Origin of the sequence: Streptomyces sp. NPDC012835 (genome assembly GCF_042900885.1) — a bacterium.
GTDB lineage: Bacteria > Actinomycetota > Actinomycetes > Streptomycetales > Streptomycetaceae > Streptomyces.
On record NZ_JBIBBW010000001.1, the window covers coordinates 984,297 to 1,002,684 of the forward strand.

The following is an 18,388-nucleotide window of genomic DNA, read 5'->3' on the forward strand; positions in this document are numbered from 1 at the left end:
GAGCCCGCTCCCTACCGTGGGTCATGTCCTGTTGTCGTCGATCGGAGTAGGACGTTGCGCATCTGAGGTCCTGAGACACCGTGCCGCCCGCCCGCCGTTACCGGTGGCCGCGCGGATCGTGTGTGACCTCGGCTGCCGAGCCGTCCTCCCGACCGGGATCTCTCCCGTCCGCCCAGGACTCTCCGGATCGCGGTGTCTCCATCCGTTGCCCCGAACCACCGGGTTCCCTCGCGACCTCTCGCCCGGGAACCCCCGCCGCGACCGGAGACCTGCCATGGCCCCCTCCCCCATCACTCACATCACCTGCACCGCCCTGTCCTTCGCCTGGCCCGACGGGACCGAGGTGTTCGAAGACTTCCAACTGGCCGTCGGCACGGGTAGAACCGGGCTGATCGGGCTCAACGGATGCGGGAAGTCGACGCTGTTGAGACTGATCGCCGGTGAACTCACGCCCGCCGAGGGCCGGATCGGTATCACCGGCGAGGTCGGATACCTCCCGCAGAACGTGGTGCTCGACACCGCGCTACGGGTCGACGACGCCCTCGGCATCGCCGGGACCCGTGCCGCGCTGCACGCCATCGAGGCGGGCGACGCGAGCGAGGAGCACTTCACCGCCGTCGGCGACGACTGGGACGTCGAGGAACGGGCCGTCGCCACCCTCGACCAGCTCGGGCTGGGCCGTATCGGACTCGACAGGACCATCGGCGAGGTGTCGGGCGGCGAGTGCGTCCTGCTCCGGCTGGCCGCGCTGCTGCTGGCCCGCCCGGACGTGCTCCTGCTGGACGAGCCGACCAACAACCTCGATCTGCGGGCACGACGACGGCTGTACTACGCCGTCGACTCCTGGCCGGGGGTGCTGGTCGTGGTCAGCCACGACCGCGATCTGCTGGAGCGCGTCGACCAGATCGCCGAGCTGCGGGACGGCGAGGCGCGCTGGTACGGCGGGAACTACAGCGCGTACGAGGAGGCACTCGCCCAGGAACAGGAGGCGGCCGAGCGGATGGTCCGCGTCGCGGAGTCCGACGTACAGCGCCAGAAACGCGAACTCGCTGACGCCCACATCAAGTTGGCACGGCGCAAGCGCTACGGCCAGAAGATGGCGGACAACAAGCGCGAACCGAAGATCGTCATGAACGCGCGCAAGCGGGCGGCCCAGGAGTCCGCCGGCAAGCACCGCATCATGCACACGGAGCGGCTCAGCCGGGCCAAGGAGCGCCTGGACGAGGCGGTGGAGGCGGTCCGGGACGACGACGAGGTGCGGATCGAGCTGCCGCACACCACGGTCCACCCGGGACGCGGCGTGCTGACCCTGCGTGATCTGCGGCTGCGCTACGGAGCCGAGGCGCGTGGCGAGTTCGCGATCCACGGTCCCGAACGGATCGCGCTGGTGGGACGCAACGGGGCGGGCAAGACGACGCTGCTGCGCACCATCGCCGGGCAGCTGGCACCGGTCTCCGGCGAGGCGCTGGCCCAGGTGCCGCTGCGCTTCCTGCCGCAGCGTCTCGATGTCCTCGACGACGGGCTGAGCGTGGTGGAGAACGTCGCGCGGCTGGCCCCGGAGGCGACGAACAACCTGATCAGGGCGCAACTCGCCCGCTTCCTCTTCCGGGGCGCGCGGGCCGATCAGCCGGCCGGCACGCTGTCCGGCGGGGAGCGCTTCCGCGCCTCGCTGGCCGCCCTGCTGCTGGCCGATCCGGCGCCGCGCCTGCTGATGCTGGACGAGCCGACGAACAATCTGGATCTGGCGAGCGTGCGCCGGCTCACAGCCGCGCTGGAGGCGTACCGGGGCGCGCTGATCGTGGCGAGCCACGATGTGCCGTTCCTGGAGTCGATCGGGATCACCCGCTGGCTGCTGCTCGACGGGGAGCTGCGGGACACCACTCCGGAGGAGGTGCGCGCGGCGGGCGGGACGCTCTGAGCGGCGGGCGGGACCCGCCGAGCCGTGGGCGGGACGCTCTGAGCGGTCCGTACGGGCCCCGGACACCCCGGTTCCGGCGGCCCGGCCCCCGGGTTCATGATGGGCGGTAGCGACCGCTGCTCCCCTCACCCTGGAGACTCGCCCGTGACCAGCAGGAAAGCCCTGATACGCCGCCCGAGCCCGCGCCTCGCCGAGGGGCTGGTGACCCATGTCGAGCGGTCCGCCGTCGACGCCGGGCTCGCGCTGCGCCAGTGGGAGGAGTACGTCCGGACGCTGCGCGGGCACGGCTGGGAGACCGTCGAGGTGGCGCCGGTGGACGACTGCCCGGACGGGGTGTTCGTCGAGGACGCGGTGGTGATGTTCCGCAATGTCGCCCTGATCTCGCGTCCCGGCGCCCCCTCGCGCCGCCCGGAGACGGCGGCGGTGGAGACCCGACTCGCCGCGCTGGGCTGCTCGGTGAACCGGATACGGGAGCCGGGCACGCTCGACGGCGGCGATGTGCTCAAGGTCGGCGACACGATCTACGTGGGCCGGGGCGGCCGGACGAACGCGGCGGGGGTGGCGCAGCTGCGCGCGGCCTTCGAACCGCTCGGGGCGCGGGTGGTGGCCGTACCGGTGAGCAGGGTGCTGCATCTGAAGTCGGCGGTGACGGCGCTGCCGGACTCCACGGTCATCGGATACGGGCCGCTGGTGGACACCCCGTCCGTCTTTCCGCGTTTTCTGCCCGTACCGGAGGAGTCCGGCGGTCACGTGGTGCTGCTCGGTGGTGGGAGACTGCTGATCGCGGCGAGCGCGCCCAGAACCGCCGGGCTGCTGACGGATCTCGGGTACACCCCGGTCCCGGTCGACATCAGCGAGTTCGAGAAGCTCGAAGGGTGCGTGACCTGCCTCTCGGTTCGCCTGCGTGACCTGTACGCATAACAGAGCGTAAGGACGCCTTCGGCCACCGGGCTTGGCCTTCCGCTTACCGCGCCTTAACCTACGGTGTCGTAACCTACGAACCCGTAGGTACAACTCCGTCCCCCAGGAGCACCCGTGTCGATCACCTCTCCCCATCTCGGCAGTTCGGACGCGTGGACAGACGCCCGACTGCTGTTCGCGCTGGAAGAGGTGGTGGAAAAAGAGCTCAACCGCCACCTCAAGGTCGCCAAGGACTGGATGCCGCACGAGTACGTGCCCTGGTCGGACGGCCGTAACTTCCCCGGGTTCTTCGAGGACGGCGAAGCCTGGAAGCCGGACCAGTCCAAGGTCACCGAGGTCGGCAAGATCGCGCTCGTGGTCAATTTGCTCACCGAGGACAACCTGCCCAGCTACCACCACGAGATCGCCAGCCTCTTCGGCCGCAACGGCGCCTGGGGCACCTGGGTGCACCGCTGGACCGCCGAGGAGGGCCGGCACGGCATCGTGATGCGTGACTATCTGCTCGCCTCGCGCGCCGTGGACCCGGACAAGCTGGAGCAGTTCCGGATGGCGCACATGGCGGAGGGGTACGAGTCCGACAACGCGCACTCGATGCTGCACTCCGTCGCGTACGTCGCCTTCCAGGAGCTGGCGACGCGCGTCTCGCACCGCAACACGGGGCACCAGTCGGGCGACCCGGTCTGCGACCGGATGCTGGCGCGGATCTCCACCGACGAGAACCTGCACATGGTCTTCTACCGCAATCTGCTCGCCGCGGCCTTCGAGCTCGCGCCGGATCTGACCATGCGGTCGGTGCGTGACGTCGTCGTCGACTTCCGGATGCCCGGCCACGGCATGCCCGGCTTCGAGCGCGCCGCCGCGCAGATGGCCATCGGCGAGATCTACAACATGCGGATCCACCACGACGACGTGATCCAGCCGGTGCTGCGCTACCTGAAGGTCATGGACATAAGCGGACTCGGCCCGGAGGGCCTGAAGGCGCAGGAGGAGCTGGGTCTGTACATGAACGGCCTGGACTCCGAGGCGAGCAAGTTCGACGAGAAGCTCGCCGCCCGCAAGGCGCGGATGGCCGCGCGCGCGGCGGGCTGACACCCGGCCCCGGCCGCGCGAAGGGCCGCCCCGGCGGGGACACCCCCGTACCGGACCGCTCCCCAGCGGTACGGGACCCGCCCGGCGGCCGGTTCGCGGCGAGGGCCCGCTCTCCCCTGATGACGGGGGCGCCCGGTACCGGGCGGCCCCGTCTCAGTTCGCGGTACGGCGGAGGTCCTGCCGCTCCTTCTCCGACAGCCCGCCCCAGACTCCGAAGCGCTCGTCGTGCGTGAGCGCGTACTGGAGGCAGGCGATCCGGCCCTCGCACGCGCCGCAGAGCCGCTTCGCCTCACGGGTGGAGGAGCCGGGCGCCGGGAAGAAGAACTCGGGGCCGGTCTGGGCGCACAACGCGCTCTCCTGCCAGGAGAGTTCGTCCTTCGCGCGGGCGGTGACCGTACGGCCGGCGCCCGCGCGGTCGGTCGGAGTGGTGGTGCTGGCGGTGATGTTGATCGGCATGCCGATCACCCTGCCCGAAGGGGATAAACAAGTGATTGACGAACCGTCAACGGACTGAGCCCGCACGGCTGTTCACTCCGCGCGACGCGTCCCGTCCCCGTCCCCGGCCCCCTCGCCCGGCTCACGCACCGCCGTAACTGTAGCCTCGCGGTCCGTCACCACGAAACGGTTGCCATGGCGCGGCGCGCCGCCGGACGGGCCGGTTCGAGGGCTCGGGGTCCGGGCCGGCCGGGTCGAGGGCTCCGGGTCCGGGCCGGCCGGATCGACGCCCGGACCCGGACCGGTTGACCGCCCGCCCCGGCCGGACTCAGTGACCCGCGTGCGCGGCGCCGCCGGAACCGGCGGCGTCGGCGGAGGCGGAGGAGTGGCCCGGATGGTGCGGCTCGTACCCAGGGATCGTGCCGTCCGGCTTGGCGATCAGCAGCAGGCCGGCCATGCCCATGTCCGAGTGGCTCTGGACATGGCAGTGGTACATCCAGGCGCCCGCGCCTCCGCGTTCACCCGCGATGATCTGGAAGCCGAAGGAGTCGGCCGGCCCGGTGATCTTGTTGTCGATCACCCGGCTGGGGTCGTCCGGGCCGGTCAGCAGGCCCGTTCTGTTGTCCGCCCAGCGATGCCCGTGGATATGGAACGTGTGGTAGAACTCGCCGTGCGTGATCATCACGATCTCGACGCGATCCCCCACGGTGGCTTCGAAGTTGGGGCTCTCGGCGGCGGGCTTGTTGTTGATCGTCATGTCGTTGAAGACGATGGTGAACTGCTTGTCCGGCAGGATGTCGCCCTTCCTGCGGACGACGACCGGCCCGTAGAGGCCCTTGCGGATGCCGCCCGTGCCGTGGTCGGTGCCCACGACGTGGTCGTGGTAGTGCCAGTAGCCCGCGCTGCCGGGCTGCCAGGTGCCGTCCGCACGCGGGCCGGGGGCGTGGGTACGCCAGGTGTAGGTGCGGGTGCCGCCCGGTTCGACATGGCTCTTGTTCATCCGGGTGCCGTCGTTGGCGATGTCGTAGTCCACGCCGTGGACGTGCAGGCTGACCGGAACATCCGTCGTGTTCTCGAACTCGATATGGACGGTGTCGCCCTCGTTCAGCTCGATCAGCGGACCGGGGACGGACGCCTTGCCCCGCTCGAAGCCGTACCCCATCTGGCCGTTCGGCAGGGTCTCGGCGTACATCGTGAGGCGGCGCACCTGACCGCCCGCCGGGGCCGTTCTGGGCGGGGTGTCCGCCGCGCGCGCGGCCGGGGCCGAGGCCGAGGCCACGGACAGCGAGGTGATCCCGGTCGCGGCGACCGCCCCTCCCGCCAGCAGCCGCCGGTTGAAGCTCCGTCTGTCCATGGCCATAACGAACTCCCCGATGCCGTACGGAGTTGCGGGGCACAGGAGGCCCCGGGGACGGCCACACGGTAGACCAGGGATCTTTGTTTATCCACACTCAGGACAAAGTTGGGGTGATTGCGGTCGTACCTATTGGCGAGTTGGCGAAAGAGGTCTAGCTTCAGGCGCTGTTGCTGTGAACGAACTGTTGCTGTGACCAAAGAGGGGTGGGTGAACAGATGCAGCGCGCACCACGTCACCGGTCGAGATCGTCCCGGTCCAGACGTGCCATGGCCGCGGGTCTGGTGGCCGGCACGATGGCGGCGTCTCTGCTCGGCGGCACCACCGCCACGGCCAAGGCGTACCCGGAACCGGCGTCGACAACGTTGTCCCTTCCCTCGCCGCCGGGCGGCGAGGATGTCAAGGTGCTGGTCTTCCACGCCTCCGCCACCGACGAGTCGCCGGTCGTCAACGCCGGTATCGAGGCCATCGAGTCGATCGGCCTGACCGGGCCGGCCGCCGGGCGGTTCAAGACCGAGGCCACGGCGAACGGTTCGGTCTTCACCAACGCCGACAAGCTCGGTACGTACAACGCGATCGTCTTCCTCACCGGCGGCGGCGATGTGCTCGACCCGGAGCAGGAAGCGGGCCTGGAAGCCTACGTCAAGGCGGGCGGCGGCTTCCTCGGCATCCACGAGGCGGCCCGTACGGAGCCGTACTCCGACTGGTTCACCGGGCTGATCGGCGCCCGGCCGACCGGCGCCCCGAGCAGTGTCCAGCGCGCCACCGTCGAGGTCGGCGACCGTATCCATCCGGCGACCAAGAACCTCCCGCTGGAGTGGAAGCGGCCCGACAAGTGGTTCAACTGGTCGGGCAACCCCACCGGCAAGGTGCACACCGTCGCCCGGGTCAGGGAGAACACCTACAAGCCCGGGACCGGTGCCAACGGTGCCGATCACCCGATCTCCTGGTGCCGTGACTACGACGGCGGCCGGTCCTTCTACACCGGGATGGGCGGCACCGCCGACTCCTACGCGGAGACCGACTTCCGCGACCATCTGCGCGGCGCCCTCCAGTGGACCACCCGGATCTCCGCCGCCGACTGCAAGGCGACCATCGACGCCAACTACAAGGCGGAGCGCGTCACCCAGCCGAACCAGCCGGGCGAGCAGGACCAGATCGGCGAGCCGCACGGACTGGTCACCGCGCCCGACGGACGGGTGCTGTACATCAGCCGCGGCGGCGGTGACAACAGCGACCCGGTGGTGACCGACTGGAACGACCCCGACGTCGGCAAGGGCCTCGGTCAGATCCACGTCTACGACCCGCTGACCAAGAAGGTGACGCTCGCCGGCGCGCTGACGGTCTTCGGCAACAAGGGCGGCGGCGACGAGCTGGTCAAGGTCGAGGAAGGGCTGCTCGGGATCGAGCTGGACCCCGCCTTCCAGTCCAACGGCTGGGTCTACCTGCACTACACCCCGCACTCCGGACTCGACCGCGACAAGCGGATCGCCGAACGGCGCGTCTCCCGCTTCACACTGAACCGGACGACGTACAAGCTCGATCTCGCGTCCGAGAAGGTCCTGCTGAAGTGGCCGGTACAGGTCCACAGCTGCTGCCACGCCGGCGGCGGTATGGCCTTCGACTCGAAGGGCAACCTGTACATCGCGACGGGGGACAACAACTCGTCCCAGTTCAGCGACGGTTACTCCGGCAACAACCCGCAACCCGCCTACAAGGGCGTCTCGTTCGCGGACGCGCGCCGGACCGCGGGCAACACCAACAACCTCAACGGCAAGATCCTGCGCATCCACCCGGAGCCCGACGGGACGGCCACCCTTCCCGACGGGAACCTCTTCACCGGCAAGGAGCAGGCCGAGGGCGGCGGAAAGACCCGCGGTGAGATCTATGTGATGGGGGTGCGCAACCCGTCCCGGATCTCGATCGACAAGAAGACCGACACCCTCTACGCGGGCTGGGTCGGCCCCGACGCGGGCGGCCCGTCCCCCACCTGGGGCCCCGCCAAGTACGAGTCGTTCTCCGCGATCACCAAGCCGGGCAACTACGGCTGGCCGTACTGCATGGGCAACAACCAGCCCTACCGGGACCGCAATCTTCCCGACCCGACCAAGCCGCTGGGCTGGTACGACTGCGCCGCCCCGAAGAACGAGTCCCCGAACAACAACGGCCTGGTGAACCTGCCGCCCGTCACGCCCAGCAACATCTGGTACTCGCCGCAGGGCGGCGGGCCTGACTTCCCGCGCGACGCCAACGGCATCCCCAGCTACCAGGAGAGCCAGGGCACGTACCTGCTGCCGTGGCTCAAGGGCGGTGGCCAGGCGGCCATGGACGGCCCCGTCTACCGGTACGACGAGCGGAGCACCAGCACCGAGAAGTGGCCCGCCTACTGGGACGGCAAGTGGTTCGTGGGTGACTTCTACGACGGCGACAACCCGCGCCACGCGGTGCTGACCGACCCGAAGAACATGGCCAAGGGCGGCCTGCCGACCTCCGCCGAGTCGCTGCGGAAGATCATCCCGGTCGGTCAGGGCGGTATCCGCAATCTGATGGACTGGAAGTTCGCCCCGGACGGCTCGCTCTACGTCCTCGATTACGGGCGCGGCTTCTTCACCTCCGACTCCCAGTCCGCGCTGTGGCGCGTGACGTACAAGGGCGGCGCGCCGACCCCGGCCGCCAAGGATCTGGTCAGAAAGGCGAATCAGTGAGACAGCGCTTGAGAAATCGGCCCGCACACCGGGCCCTGCGTCTGTGGACGGCGCTGGTGGGCGCGCTGGTGATGGTGCTCGGGCTGACCTCGACCGCCGCGTACGGGCGCGGCGGCGACCCCGCCGGCGCCCAGCCGGCGGGCGGGAGCGACAAGGTGGCCGCGGCCCAGGTCCTCACCTGGACCGCCGGTGACCCCATCGACCACTACCTCACCGCCCCCACCACGGCCGAGGCCGGCCCCGCGACACTCGTCTTCGAGAACAGCGAGGCCACCGGCAACACCCTCGGCATGCCGCACACCCTCACCTTCGACACCTCCGACCCCGCGTACAACAGCGATGTCCAGGTGAACATCCTGGCCAACCCCGGCGACAGCAACGGCGGCAAGTACAGCGTCGAGGTCAATCTGACCCCCGGCACCTACCGCTACCACTGCGTCATCCCGGGCCACGGCCAGATGTCCGGGACCCTCACCGTGACCGAGGCGGGCGACGGCGAGGACACCACAGCGCCGGTGACCTCGGCCGAGGTCACCGGGCAGAAGAACGCCGACGGCGCGTACGTCGGCTCCGCCACGGTGGCCGTGACCGCGACCGACGACGGCTCGGGCGTGGCGACCACCGAGTACGCGGTCGGGGCGGACGGCGCGTGGCAGCCGTACACCGCTCCGGTGGTGATCGACCAGGTCGGTGAGCACACGGTCCGCTACCGGGCGACCGACAAGGCCGGCAACGTGGCGGAGGAGAAGTCGGTGACCTTCACCGTCGTCGCCCCGTCGAACGACGACACCACGCCGCCGGAGACCTCGGCGACGGTCAGCGGCGAGCAGGACGACCAGGGCGACTACCTGTCGATGGCCACGGTCACCGTCACCGCCTCGGACACCGGCTCGGGCGTCAACACCATCGAGTACGCCCTCGGCACCGACGGCGCGTGGCAGCCGTACACCGCTCCGGTGATGGTGCACGACCTCGGCGCGCACACCGTGCGCTACCGCGCGACGGACAAGGCGGGCAACATGGCGGCGGCCAAGACCGTCACCTTCACCGTCGTGGCGCCGCCGGTGAAGGACACCACGCCGCCCGTGACGGGTGTGACGGTCACGGGTGACAAGAACTCCAACGGCGCGTTCATCAGCAGCGCCAAGGTGACCGTCACCGCGACCGACTCCGAGTCGGGCGTGGACAAGATCGAGTACTCCCTGGACAGCGGCCCTTACCTGGCCTACACCGCCCCGGTCATCGTCGACCGGGTCGGCTACCACGCGCTCTCGTACCGGGCCACGGACAAGGCCGGCAACACCGCGCAGGCCAAGCAGGTGTCGTTCACCGTCGCCCAGAGCGGTGGCGTTCCGGCGCCCAACTGCCCCGAGTTCGACGAGCGGTTGACGGTGTTCGTCGGTACGGTCGACACGGGCGTGCCCAACCGGCTCACCCGGAACCGGTGCACGATCAACGAGTTGATCGAGGACGAGAAGGAGTGGACCTCACAGGCCCTCTTCCTCAAGCACGTCGGCTCCGTGCTCGACAAGCTCCTCTTCGACAACGTCATCGACGAGCGCGAGTTCGAGAAGATCACCAAGGCCGCCACGGACTCGAAGATCGGCACCCCGGGCCAGACCGAGGGCTACCGTGATCTCTTCGACGGCACGGCGGCGTCCCTCGCCAAGTGGGAGCAGGTCGGCGGCGGCGCGTTCGGGCTCTCCGACGACGGCGCCATCACCAGCAGCACCACGGTCGACGGCATGGGCATGCTGTGGTTCCCGCAGCGCAAGTACGGCGACTTCTCGCTGAAGCTCCAGTTCCGCGACGACGCGCCGGGCAACGGCAACGCCAACGGCGGTGTCTTCGTCCGCTTCCCGTTCGTCCACGACCACCCCGAGGAGTCCCGGCCCGAGTGGGTCGCCATCAACTACGGCCACGAGATCCAGATCCTCGACAAGCCGGACGGTGACCTCTACAAGACCGGCTCGGTCTACGGCTTCGACCGCGTGGGCCTGGGCGGCGCCGGGGTGACTCCGAAGGGCACCTGGAACGACTACGAGATCCGGGTGGTCGGCCAGCACTACGAAATCCTGCGCAACGGCGTCCTGATCAACGAGTTCGACAACGTCGGCGGCCAGGACTTCTACCCGGCACGCGCCGGTGACCCGGGCACGGACGGCCGGCGCTACGCCACCGGCTACGTCGGGCTCCAGGTGCACGGCGCGACGGACGTCATCTCGTACCGCGACATCCGGATCAAGGAGCTGTAAGCACCTGATCAGCACGGTGAGTTGATCCGTACGGCCCGAACGGTGACGCCGGCTTCCGGAACCCGATCATGGTTCCGGGGGCCGGCTTTGTCGTGTGCGGGACGCGGCCGGTGGGGTACGTTCCGAGGACGGGCGACGACCAGGTGCCTGAGCGGATGACGTCGGGGCAGCCGACCGTGAGGGCCAGTTCGCCCGCGACGCCCTGGGCCATGATCCCTTCGGTGGGCAGAGCAGTGTGACGGTGCGTCCTGGAGAAGCCTGCGGCCGCTGCGCGCTGGGAGCGATCGTTGACGTCTATAGGGTCTGTTCCCACCCGGTCCGGGTGAGTTCGTACTCGACTTCACCGTGCCCGGAGCCTTCGATCGCCTCCGGCCAGTCCCCGGTGAAGTTCCGGACGAAGGACAGGCCCGACTTCTCCATGACGCGACGGGAACGGGTGTTGACGGCCATGGTGTTCGCCGTGACCCGCTCGACCCCCAGGTCCGTGAACCCCTTGTGGATCAGGGCCCGGGATCCCTCGGTGGCGTACCCGTGTCCCCACGCCGCCCGGTTCAACCGGTAGCCCAGTTCGACCACGGCGGTGCTGTGCTCTTCCAACGGGCGGAACTCGAACCAGCCCAGAAAAGTGCTGGTGGTCTTCTCCTGTGCGGCCCAGTAGCCGCGGGTCTTCCAGCACGGGTAATCGTGCAGGAACCGGGGCAGCGTCTGCGTCTCGATCGCCTGGCGGCCGGTGGGACGGCCACCGTTGATGAAACGCATGACCTCGGGGTCGTTGTCCAGGGCGAGCAGGTGGTCGGTGTCGGCCGCTGTGAACGCGCGCAGGACGAGCCGGTCGGTCTCCAGGAAGTTGGCCATGCCGCGATCTTCACCAGGGGATGGCCGGGCCCGCCACCGATTTTCCGATCTCCGGCAGGTGGTGCTCGCTCGGGCCTCGGGACGTTCGCCGGAGGCGCCGTCGCGGCCTCAGGGTGGCGGTCGGCGTCGCCAGGGTGACCGGGTCGATCCGCTCGCCGTCGGCCGTTCTCCTGGTGGTAGGGCCAGGTGGTGTGCCGCGAGTTCCCGAAATGCCCTCACCAACTGGTTGTGGTCGCCGGCGCGGGTGGCCAGGACAACGTGACTGGGTGTGACGCCTTGCAGGGGAACAGTGGTGAGTCCGGGGCGCAGGCGGTTGAGGTACTCGCCGGCGGGGACGATCGCGACGGCCTGCCCGGCGGCGATGTGTTCGATCTTGTCCTCGATGTCCTCGACGAGCGGACCGTCGGGTGCGGGACGTCCGCTGGGCCGGGGATCGACGCGCCAGAAGGCGTTCCAGCCCGGGTCGGGCATCCGGGGGATGGGTTCGTCGGCCATGTCGTCGAGAGTCACGAAGTCCCGGTCGGCCAGGGGATGGCCGAGGGGGACCAGGAGGATCCGGGACTCCTCGCGCAGGACAGTGGTCTGGAGGCCCTCGGTGCGCAGTGGCAGCCGGGTCACCACTATGTCCGCCCGGCCGTCGAGCAGTGCCTCGCGCGGTTGGTTCCACGGCAGGTGCACGGCGCGTACCTCCGTGTCCGGGTTGCGGCGACGCAGTTCGACGACGGCCGGAGTGACGATGAGGTTGGTGGTGTAGCCGACGGTGACGCGCTTGGGCTGGGCGGCGGCCCAGGCGTAGGTCATAGCCCGGGCGGCGGATTCCAGCAGGGTCCGAGCGAGCGGGAGGAAGGTCTCACCGGCCTCGGTCAGCTCGGTGCCTTGCGGGGAACGGTCGAGCAAGCAGGCGTCCATCTGCCGTTCAAGACGCCGGATCTGGCGGCTCAGTGAGGGCTGAGTGGTGTGCAGGGCTTCGGCGGCGCGACCGAAGTGACGGTGCTCGGCGACGACGGTGAAACAGCGGACCAGTCTCAGATCCAGGTCGGGGAATGTCGGTGGCACGTCGGGCATGCCTGAGCCTACCTCCGGGAGGGACGAAAGGATGCCGCTCACGCCTGTGAGCTTGAGTGATACGCGACGAGTATCGCTTGGTGCGAAACATTCATTGGCCGGTCGGCGGGCGGTGGACGCAGACTGAGGATCAGCGGCCCGGCCGGCCCCCGGTACCGCGTTGCATCCCTTTTTCGGCTCACCGTCCGATCGGAGTCGCACCATGTCCTCACCTGCCGCCCTGATCACCGGAGGTACCAGCGGCATCGGCAAGGCGACGGCCGAACTGCTGCATCAGCGGGGGTACCGGGTGATGGTCACCGGACAGAACCCGGACACCCTCGCGGCCGCGAGGAAAGAGCTACCCGAAGACGTCGTCGTACTCCGGGCGGACTCGCGCTCGGCGTCCGACACCGACCGCCTCACGTCCGAGGTCCGCACGCGCTTCGGCTCACTCGACGCTCTTTTCCTCAATGCCGGGATTAGTCGTGCCGCGCCGCTGGAGGCGGTCGACGAGGCAACCTACGACGACGTGTTCGCGATCAACACGAAAGGGCAGTTCTTCACGCTCCAGAGGACACTGCCGTTGCTCCGCGACGGCGCCTCGGTGATCTTCACTGTGGGTATCGGCGCGATCCGTGGTGTCCCCGGCGGGAGCCTCACCGCCGCCAGCAGAGGGGCCCTGCTGACGATGGTCCCCTCATTGGCCATCGAACTGGCTCCCCGGCGCATACGCGTCAACGCGGTGAGCCCGGGGGCCATCGAAACCCCGATCTGGTCGAAGTCGGGCCTCTCTTCGGAGGAACTCTCGGCGGTCGCCGAAAACATGGCCGTCCACATCCCCTTCGGACGCATGGGTTCAGCCCGCGAGGTCGCCGAAACCGTGGCATTTCTCGCCTCCGACGCCTCCGGCTATGTGACTGGCCAGAACATCGTCGTCGGCGGAGGCAGCGGAATCGCGGCCTGAACATCCCTCCACCCACCCGTTCGGCAGCACAGGAGAAAGTCACCCATGGACATCATCGACGCACAATTGCATCTGCCACGGCCCTGGTCGCGGTGGGCACACGGCGACGAGTCGTACCCGCACCTGCTGTCCGAGATCGTCCTCGCGCAGATGGACGCGGCAGGCGTGGACGCGGCCGTCCTCGTCAGCCACCCGGACGTCGCTCCCGTCGAGTGGTGCAAGGCAGCGGCTGCCCGGCACCCCGGGCGTCTCGCCACCGTGCTGACGCTCGACGAGACCTCGCCCGACATCGCCGGTCAGGTGGCCCGCGCACGAGAGGAACCAGGCGTTCTGGGACTCCGGGTCAACCTCGCTTTCCCCCCTGCTGCCGTTGAGCGCCTGCGAGCCGGGGCCTACGAGAAACTGCTGACCGCCGCCGAACAGCACCGGATGCCGGTCTGCCTCCTGGCCTCGGGTGTTCTGTCCGACGTTGCGCCAGTGGCACACGCACACCCTGAACTCCCTTTGGTGATCGACCACATGGGGCTAAACCAGCCGCCCTTCGCACCGGCCGACGAGCCACCGTGGCGTGACCTCGGCCAGCTGCTGTCCCTCGCCGAACTACCGAACGTCTTCGTCAAACTCTCGGGCGCCCCGACACTGTCCACCCGGACGTACCCGTATCCGGACGTCTGGCCCCAACTGCGCCAGATCCTCGACGCGTTCGGCGCCGACCGATGCATGTGGGCGACCGATCAGCACCGGGTCTTCGGTCGGCTGCACGGCTTCGATCCCGTACCGAGGTACCCGGGCTACCACTCCTACGCTCAAGGTCTGCACTACCTGCTCGACCGGCCCGAGCTGTCCCGGTCGGAGCGGACCGCGCTGTTCGGCGCCACCACACGCCGGATCATGGGATGGCCACCCGCCCAGTCCCCTGCTCCTGCCGCCGAATCCCATCGCCTGGCGAACTGACGTAACGCGGCGTCCGCTCGACTCGTCCGCCGCGAGCGGCACGTCCTCGCCGTGCGACCGCAGCGGCGAGATCTCCAGCGCGCCGCCCCCAGGCTGCTATGTCTTGTCTGAGAAGTCAGCTCAATTGGTGAGCCTGCGGCAGCAGACGAGGGTGCGGGCGATGCTGGTGAAGGCGGTGGCGCCTGGCCCACACCCTGGCCTTCGTCCACTCGGCGGGAAAGAACGTACCGACAGGCATGGCGGGAAACGGCTCCCGCACCGGCCGGTATCGCCCCCTGGCCTCATCCAGGACCCGGCACACGCGCTCGTGTGGAGGGCGACGACACAGGACACGTCAGGGTTGTCGGCCACCGCCAGTTCGCCGCAGTGAGGATCGGCATGAGCCCCGCGCTCACTGTCCTGCGCGGGGCGGAGCAGCTCAATGACCCGGTCGAAGACGACAGCGTGTCGCCGCCGACGGGTTGAAGACCCGTGAACCGTAGGCGGCCCCGTCAATCCGCCTACCGTCACCGGAGCTGTCACGCATCCGGGGCGCGTAGCAGCCGATCATGTCCAGGTCGGTGCGGCCCGCCAGATACCAGAGGGCTTCGGCGAAAGAGAGAACCGGATTGACCCTGCGCGCGGCCAGACAGGGCAGACGCTCACGCGGGTTGACGATCTGGAAACTGAGCCCGAGACACTCGCCGGCGGCGTTCCCCCGCGGCGCGTTCCGGTACTCGAAATTCCCCGCGATGTGATCGAGTACGTCCACGTACGCGTGCTCGAAGTCACGGTAGGCAGATGGAGTTCACACTGAGCCCCCCTTGAGAAAACAGCCGACGAGAGGATTTCCCCGGTTGTCACTCGGTACCGGATGACGGACATCAAAAGGAACAGGGAGGCAGGGGCCCGGACAGTGCCCGCCCCGATCCCCCGGGCGAACCCGGGGAGCGAGCACTTCTCCACCGGCCTCAGCCGTAGCCCTCGATGTACCACTGCGGCCGGCTCTCCGGAGGCGCGGCCACGGGCGAAGCGCCATGGTCCGGGTGTCGGCGGAGGAGTACGACGCAATCCAGCGCCCTGGACCTGTCCCCGGCCCGCTCGGCGGACGCCAACTCCTCCTTCAGCGTCAGGCATGTGGCGCACGGCTTCTCAGCCATCGTTGTTTCCCTCCGGGGGCAGTTGTCCGAAGACACGGTCGAAGAAAGCCTTGTTGTCGAGCAGTTGAAGCTCGGTGAGCACCACACGGTTCCTTGTCTGTTCCGCGGCAATGACGACGTCCACCAGGTACGCGATTTGGTCCCGGCGCTGCCGCCACAGCCGCCAACGCACCGCCCAGCGCGCCACACGCCACGAAAAGCGCCGCCCAGCCGTCACCGGCGCCCCCAGTCCGTACGACGGTTGCGCGCGGCGAGCAACGGCCGGATGCGTTCCATGGCGGTACTGTCCGACCGGTCCTCGCCGCCCTCCGTCACACCGGCGCCGGGCCGCTCCGGGCACCGGTCTCCTATGGGGCACGCGCAGGGAGGCCACGTCAGCGCTGTTCCGCGCGGGGGCTCCTCGCTCTCCGGGACATCCGACGCCATCACACCGCCCACAGGTCGAGCATCTCCGGCACGGCCGACGCCCGCCCGGCGCGATCAGCCGGCCCGGCAGCGATCACCGGGGCCGCCTCGCCGGTACGACGGGTACGTACGCGCGGACCGTCTTCCCGCCGCCGCCCTCGCGCAGGAACCAGGAGACAAACGCCCCCAGCCCCCGGGCGATGACCAGCCCCCGGCCGCTCTCCGCTTCCTCTCCCTCCCCGCCCACCGCGCCGAAGCAGCAGACCGGATCGGACACATCCACCAGCAGGGCCCCCTCATCGAGAACCGCCGCACGCACCGTCAGCAGTTCCTCCGGGACCCGCGCGTGCGCGATGGCATTGGACACCAGCTCGGACGCGATGAGGACCGCGTCCTCCACGTCGCCCCGCCAACCCATCGCGGTGACGTGCCGACGTACGTGTATCCGCGCGAGACGCACCGAGCCAGGCACCATCGTGTACTTCAGCGACCACTCACGGGCTACCGAGAATGTCTCCGCCGACTCGGTTCTGGTCACGATGGCAAGTCCCCTCCGTCATGGGCCTGGCGCGCCCCCGGACAGGAGCGTTGACTCACCGCCCGCGCGCGGACGGCATGAAAGGTGCACACCGACGCGCGGCCGATGTCGCCTGCCGGGTGGACACATACAGAGAACCGCCTCGCCGGCTGCCTGGGTATGGGGCAGCGATCCGCCGGGTGGTCAAAGTGGTCAAAGATCATCCCTGATGGGTGATGTCGTTACAGATCGCAGATCTGACGTGCTGCCAGTCGTAGGTTGGAGGCTCCGGCCGCAGGCGCGAGACCTCATCGCCATCGCGGGTCCGGTCAATATGGTCAGAGATCGTCTTGCAGCCGGGAGAGCGTCATGGCGCGCGTACGAAACGAGCGGCTTGCCAGGCTGCTCGAAGAAGTGGGGTGGTCACGGGCTCAGGCGGTGAGCGCGTACAACCGCGTCGCGGCAGAATCGGGCAGCGGCGGCCACCGCGAGAACGCCTGTATCGGCCGCTCGCACATGAGCATGTGGGTGGGCGGCACCCAGCCCTCGGGGGCCGCCCCGTTAATCTTGGCCCAGGCGTTGTCCCGTCGCCTGAAGCGTGTCGTGGCCCCCGAGGAACTCGGATTCGTATCCGCCGCCTTACAAACGCCGGGGGCCTTGGACTGGCGTGTCGATCCGCTGACCGCCCTGACCTACCTGGGGAGATCCGACTTGGATGCGGACCGACGAAAGATGCTGACCGGCGCTGTGTATTCGGCCGTGGGCCTGGCGATCCCGGACGACGAATGGTGGGTGACGATGGCCCGGCAGCCCGACAAGCAATCGTCAGGCGGCCAACGAGTCGGTCAGAGCGATGTCCGGACAGTCCAAGAGCTGACCGCCGCCTTCTCCGCAATGGACCAGCAGCGGGGCGGCGGTCACGGCCGCACCGCCCTGGTTCAGTATCTGCACTCCGACGTCCGCGACTTTCTGCACGGCAGCTTTCACAGCGATCAGGTACGCAGGGGCATGTTCTCTGCCGCCGCAGAGTTGGCCTACCTGTCCGGCTGGATGGCCTTCGACAGCGGTGAACACAGCACCGCCCAGCGGTACTTCGTCCTCGCCGTGAAACTTGCCGCGCAGGCCGACGACCCGCCGCTCAGCGGCCATGTCCTTCGAGCCATGGCACATCAGTCGCTGGACCTCGGCTTCGCGGACCGGGGACTCGAACTCGCGACAGCATCCTTGCGGGGCGCTCGGTATGCCTCGGCCACGCCCAGGGAACGGGCGTTACTCGGCGTCATCCACGCACGATGCCTGGCGGCCACCGGCAGGAGGGGGCAAGCGACGAAGGCACTCCTGCGCGCTGAGGACGACCTCGCTTCTGCGGGCGACAGTGCCCCAGAGCCCAACCGGACCTTCTTCTTCGGCGAAGCGGCGCTGGCCCACGAGACAGCCTGCACCCTCAGAGACCTCGGTGACCGTCAGGGCGCCATTCGCGAGTTCCGGCACTCCTCTCGTACACGCGGGGCGGCCTTTCGCCGCACCCACGCCGTAACGCTTGGATACCTGGGAGCGACACAGATCGTCGCCGGCGGAGTCGAGGAAGCCTGCGCCACCTGGAACGGGCTACTGGAGTCGATGGAGGACGGCATCTATTCCGGGCGGGCCCGCCAGGCGGTTGTCGACATGCGGCGGCTGCTCTCCCCCTACAGACTGCGCAACATTCCCGCTGTCGCCGTCGTGGACGCACGGGCCAACGCGTACTTGGCACAGGTACATTGACCACCTGGACCTATATCCCGCAGACCTCCCAGCCTTCCCACGGCGATATGGATCGAGAGGACGTTG

The 18,388-nt window shown here is 69.0% G+C and carries 16 protein-coding genes; 8 read left to right on the forward strand and 8 right to left on the reverse strand.

The window, feature by feature from the left end; translation table 11 throughout:
- Positions 1-274: 274 nt before the first annotated feature.
- The 3 genes from ACFY6S_RS04210 to ACFY6S_RS04220 all read left to right on the forward strand — a co-directional run bounded on the left by ACFY6S_RS04210 (position 275) and on the right by ACFY6S_RS04220 (position 3,928).
- Positions 275-1,918 carry an ABC-F family ATP-binding cassette domain-containing protein gene (locus ACFY6S_RS04210; protein WP_388822588.1) on the forward strand — a complete coding sequence of 548 codons (1,644 nt, stop codon included), beginning with the start codon at positions 275-277 and terminating at the stop codon, positions 1,916-1,918.
- Positions 1,919-2,062: 144 nt separating this feature from the next.
- Positions 2,063-2,839: a dimethylargininase gene (gene ddaH, locus ACFY6S_RS04215; protein ID WP_388822591.1), complete on the forward strand. Its 777-nt coding sequence runs from the start codon at positions 2,063-2,065 to the stop codon at positions 2,837-2,839.
- Between the two features lie 114 nt (positions 2,840-2,953).
- On the forward strand, positions 2,954-3,928 hold the full coding sequence (locus tag ACFY6S_RS04220) for an acyl-ACP desaturase (RefSeq protein ID WP_388822594.1): 975 nt from the start codon (positions 2,954-2,956) through the stop codon (positions 3,926-3,928).
- A 153-nt stretch (positions 3,929-4,081) separates the two neighbouring features.
- On the opposite strand, the gene ACFY6S_RS04225 is transcribed toward ACFY6S_RS04220, so the two are convergent.
- Positions 4,082-4,384, reverse strand: coding sequence for a WhiB family transcriptional regulator (locus tag ACFY6S_RS04225; protein ID WP_388822597.1), 303 nt, complete (start codon positions 4,382-4,384; stop codon positions 4,082-4,084).
- 307 nt (positions 4,385-4,691) lie between these two features.
- Positions 4,692-5,717 carry a multicopper oxidase domain-containing protein gene (locus ACFY6S_RS04230; protein ID WP_388822938.1) on the reverse strand — a complete coding sequence of 342 codons (1,026 nt, stop codon included), beginning with the start codon at positions 5,715-5,717 and terminating at the stop codon, positions 4,692-4,694.
- A gap of 269 nt (positions 5,718-5,986) precedes the next feature.
- Here ACFY6S_RS04230 and ACFY6S_RS04235 point away from each other — a divergent pair, with 269 nt between their 5' ends.
- Both ACFY6S_RS04235 and ACFY6S_RS04240 read left to right on the forward strand, forming a co-directional pair.
- Positions 5,987-8,422 carry a ThuA domain-containing protein gene (locus ACFY6S_RS04235; RefSeq protein ID WP_388822600.1) on the forward strand — a complete coding sequence of 812 codons (2,436 nt, stop codon included), beginning with the start codon at positions 5,987-5,989 and terminating at the stop codon, positions 8,420-8,422.
- A gap of 71 nt (positions 8,423-8,493) precedes the next feature.
- Complete coding sequence (locus ACFY6S_RS04240; protein ID WP_388822939.1) at positions 8,494-10,677, forward strand: OmpL47-type beta-barrel domain-containing protein; 2,184 nt, start codon at positions 8,494-8,496, stop codon at positions 10,675-10,677.
- Positions 10,678-10,971: 294 nt separating this feature from the next.
- Here ACFY6S_RS04240 and ACFY6S_RS04245 read toward each other — a convergent pair whose 3' ends face one another.
- Both ACFY6S_RS04245 and ACFY6S_RS04250 read right to left on the reverse strand, forming a co-directional pair.
- Positions 10,972-11,532 carry a GNAT family N-acetyltransferase gene (locus tag ACFY6S_RS04245; RefSeq protein WP_388822603.1) on the reverse strand — a complete coding sequence of 187 codons (561 nt, stop codon included), beginning with the start codon at positions 11,530-11,532 and terminating at the stop codon, positions 10,972-10,974.
- 108 nt (positions 11,533-11,640) lie between these two features.
- Entirely contained in the window at positions 11,641-12,597 is a 957-nt protein-coding gene (locus tag ACFY6S_RS04250; protein WP_388822607.1) for a LysR family transcriptional regulator, read from the reverse strand.
- A gap of 202 nt (positions 12,598-12,799) precedes the next feature.
- Here ACFY6S_RS04250 and ACFY6S_RS04255 point away from each other — a divergent pair, with 202 nt between their 5' ends.
- Positions 12,800-13,543, forward strand: a complete 744-nt coding sequence (locus tag ACFY6S_RS04255; protein ID WP_388822610.1) for an SDR family oxidoreductase — start codon at positions 12,800-12,802, stop codon at positions 13,541-13,543.
- Between the two features lie 45 nt (positions 13,544-13,588).
- Positions 13,589-14,497 carry an amidohydrolase family protein gene (locus ACFY6S_RS04260; RefSeq protein WP_388822613.1) on the forward strand — a complete coding sequence of 303 codons (909 nt, stop codon included), beginning with the start codon at positions 13,589-13,591 and terminating at the stop codon, positions 14,495-14,497.
- A gap of 418 nt (positions 14,498-14,915) precedes the next feature.
- Here the strand turns inward: ACFY6S_RS04260 and ACFY6S_RS04265 are convergent, their stop codons facing one another.
- The 4 genes from ACFY6S_RS04265 to ACFY6S_RS04280 form a co-directional block, all read right to left on the reverse strand.
- Positions 14,916-15,248, reverse strand: coding sequence for a hypothetical protein (locus ACFY6S_RS04265; RefSeq protein ID WP_388822617.1), 333 nt, complete (start codon positions 15,246-15,248; stop codon positions 14,916-14,918).
- Positions 15,249-15,447: 199 nt separating this feature from the next.
- On the reverse strand, positions 15,448-15,636 hold the full coding sequence (locus ACFY6S_RS04270) for a hypothetical protein (protein ID WP_388822620.1): 189 nt from the start codon (positions 15,634-15,636) through the stop codon (positions 15,448-15,450).
- Entirely contained in the window at positions 15,629-15,823 is a 195-nt protein-coding gene (locus tag ACFY6S_RS04275; protein ID WP_388822623.1) for a hypothetical protein, read from the reverse strand. Before ACFY6S_RS04275 ends, ACFY6S_RS04270 begins: the two co-directional genes overlap by 8 nt.
- 312 nt (positions 15,824-16,135) lie before the next feature.
- The gene (locus ACFY6S_RS04280) at positions 16,136-16,579 is read right to left on the reverse strand and encodes an ATP-binding protein (RefSeq protein ID WP_388822626.1); all 444 of its coding nucleotides are present in this window, start codon (positions 16,577-16,579) and stop codon (positions 16,136-16,138) included.
- Positions 16,580-16,927: 348 nt separating this feature from the next.
- Between ACFY6S_RS04280 and ACFY6S_RS04285 the strand changes: the two genes are divergently transcribed.
- Positions 16,928-18,322 carry a Tat pathway signal protein gene (locus ACFY6S_RS04285; protein ID WP_388822629.1) on the forward strand — a complete coding sequence of 465 codons (1,395 nt, stop codon included), beginning with the start codon at positions 16,928-16,930 and terminating at the stop codon, positions 18,320-18,322.
- Positions 18,323-18,388 lie beyond the last annotated feature (66 nt).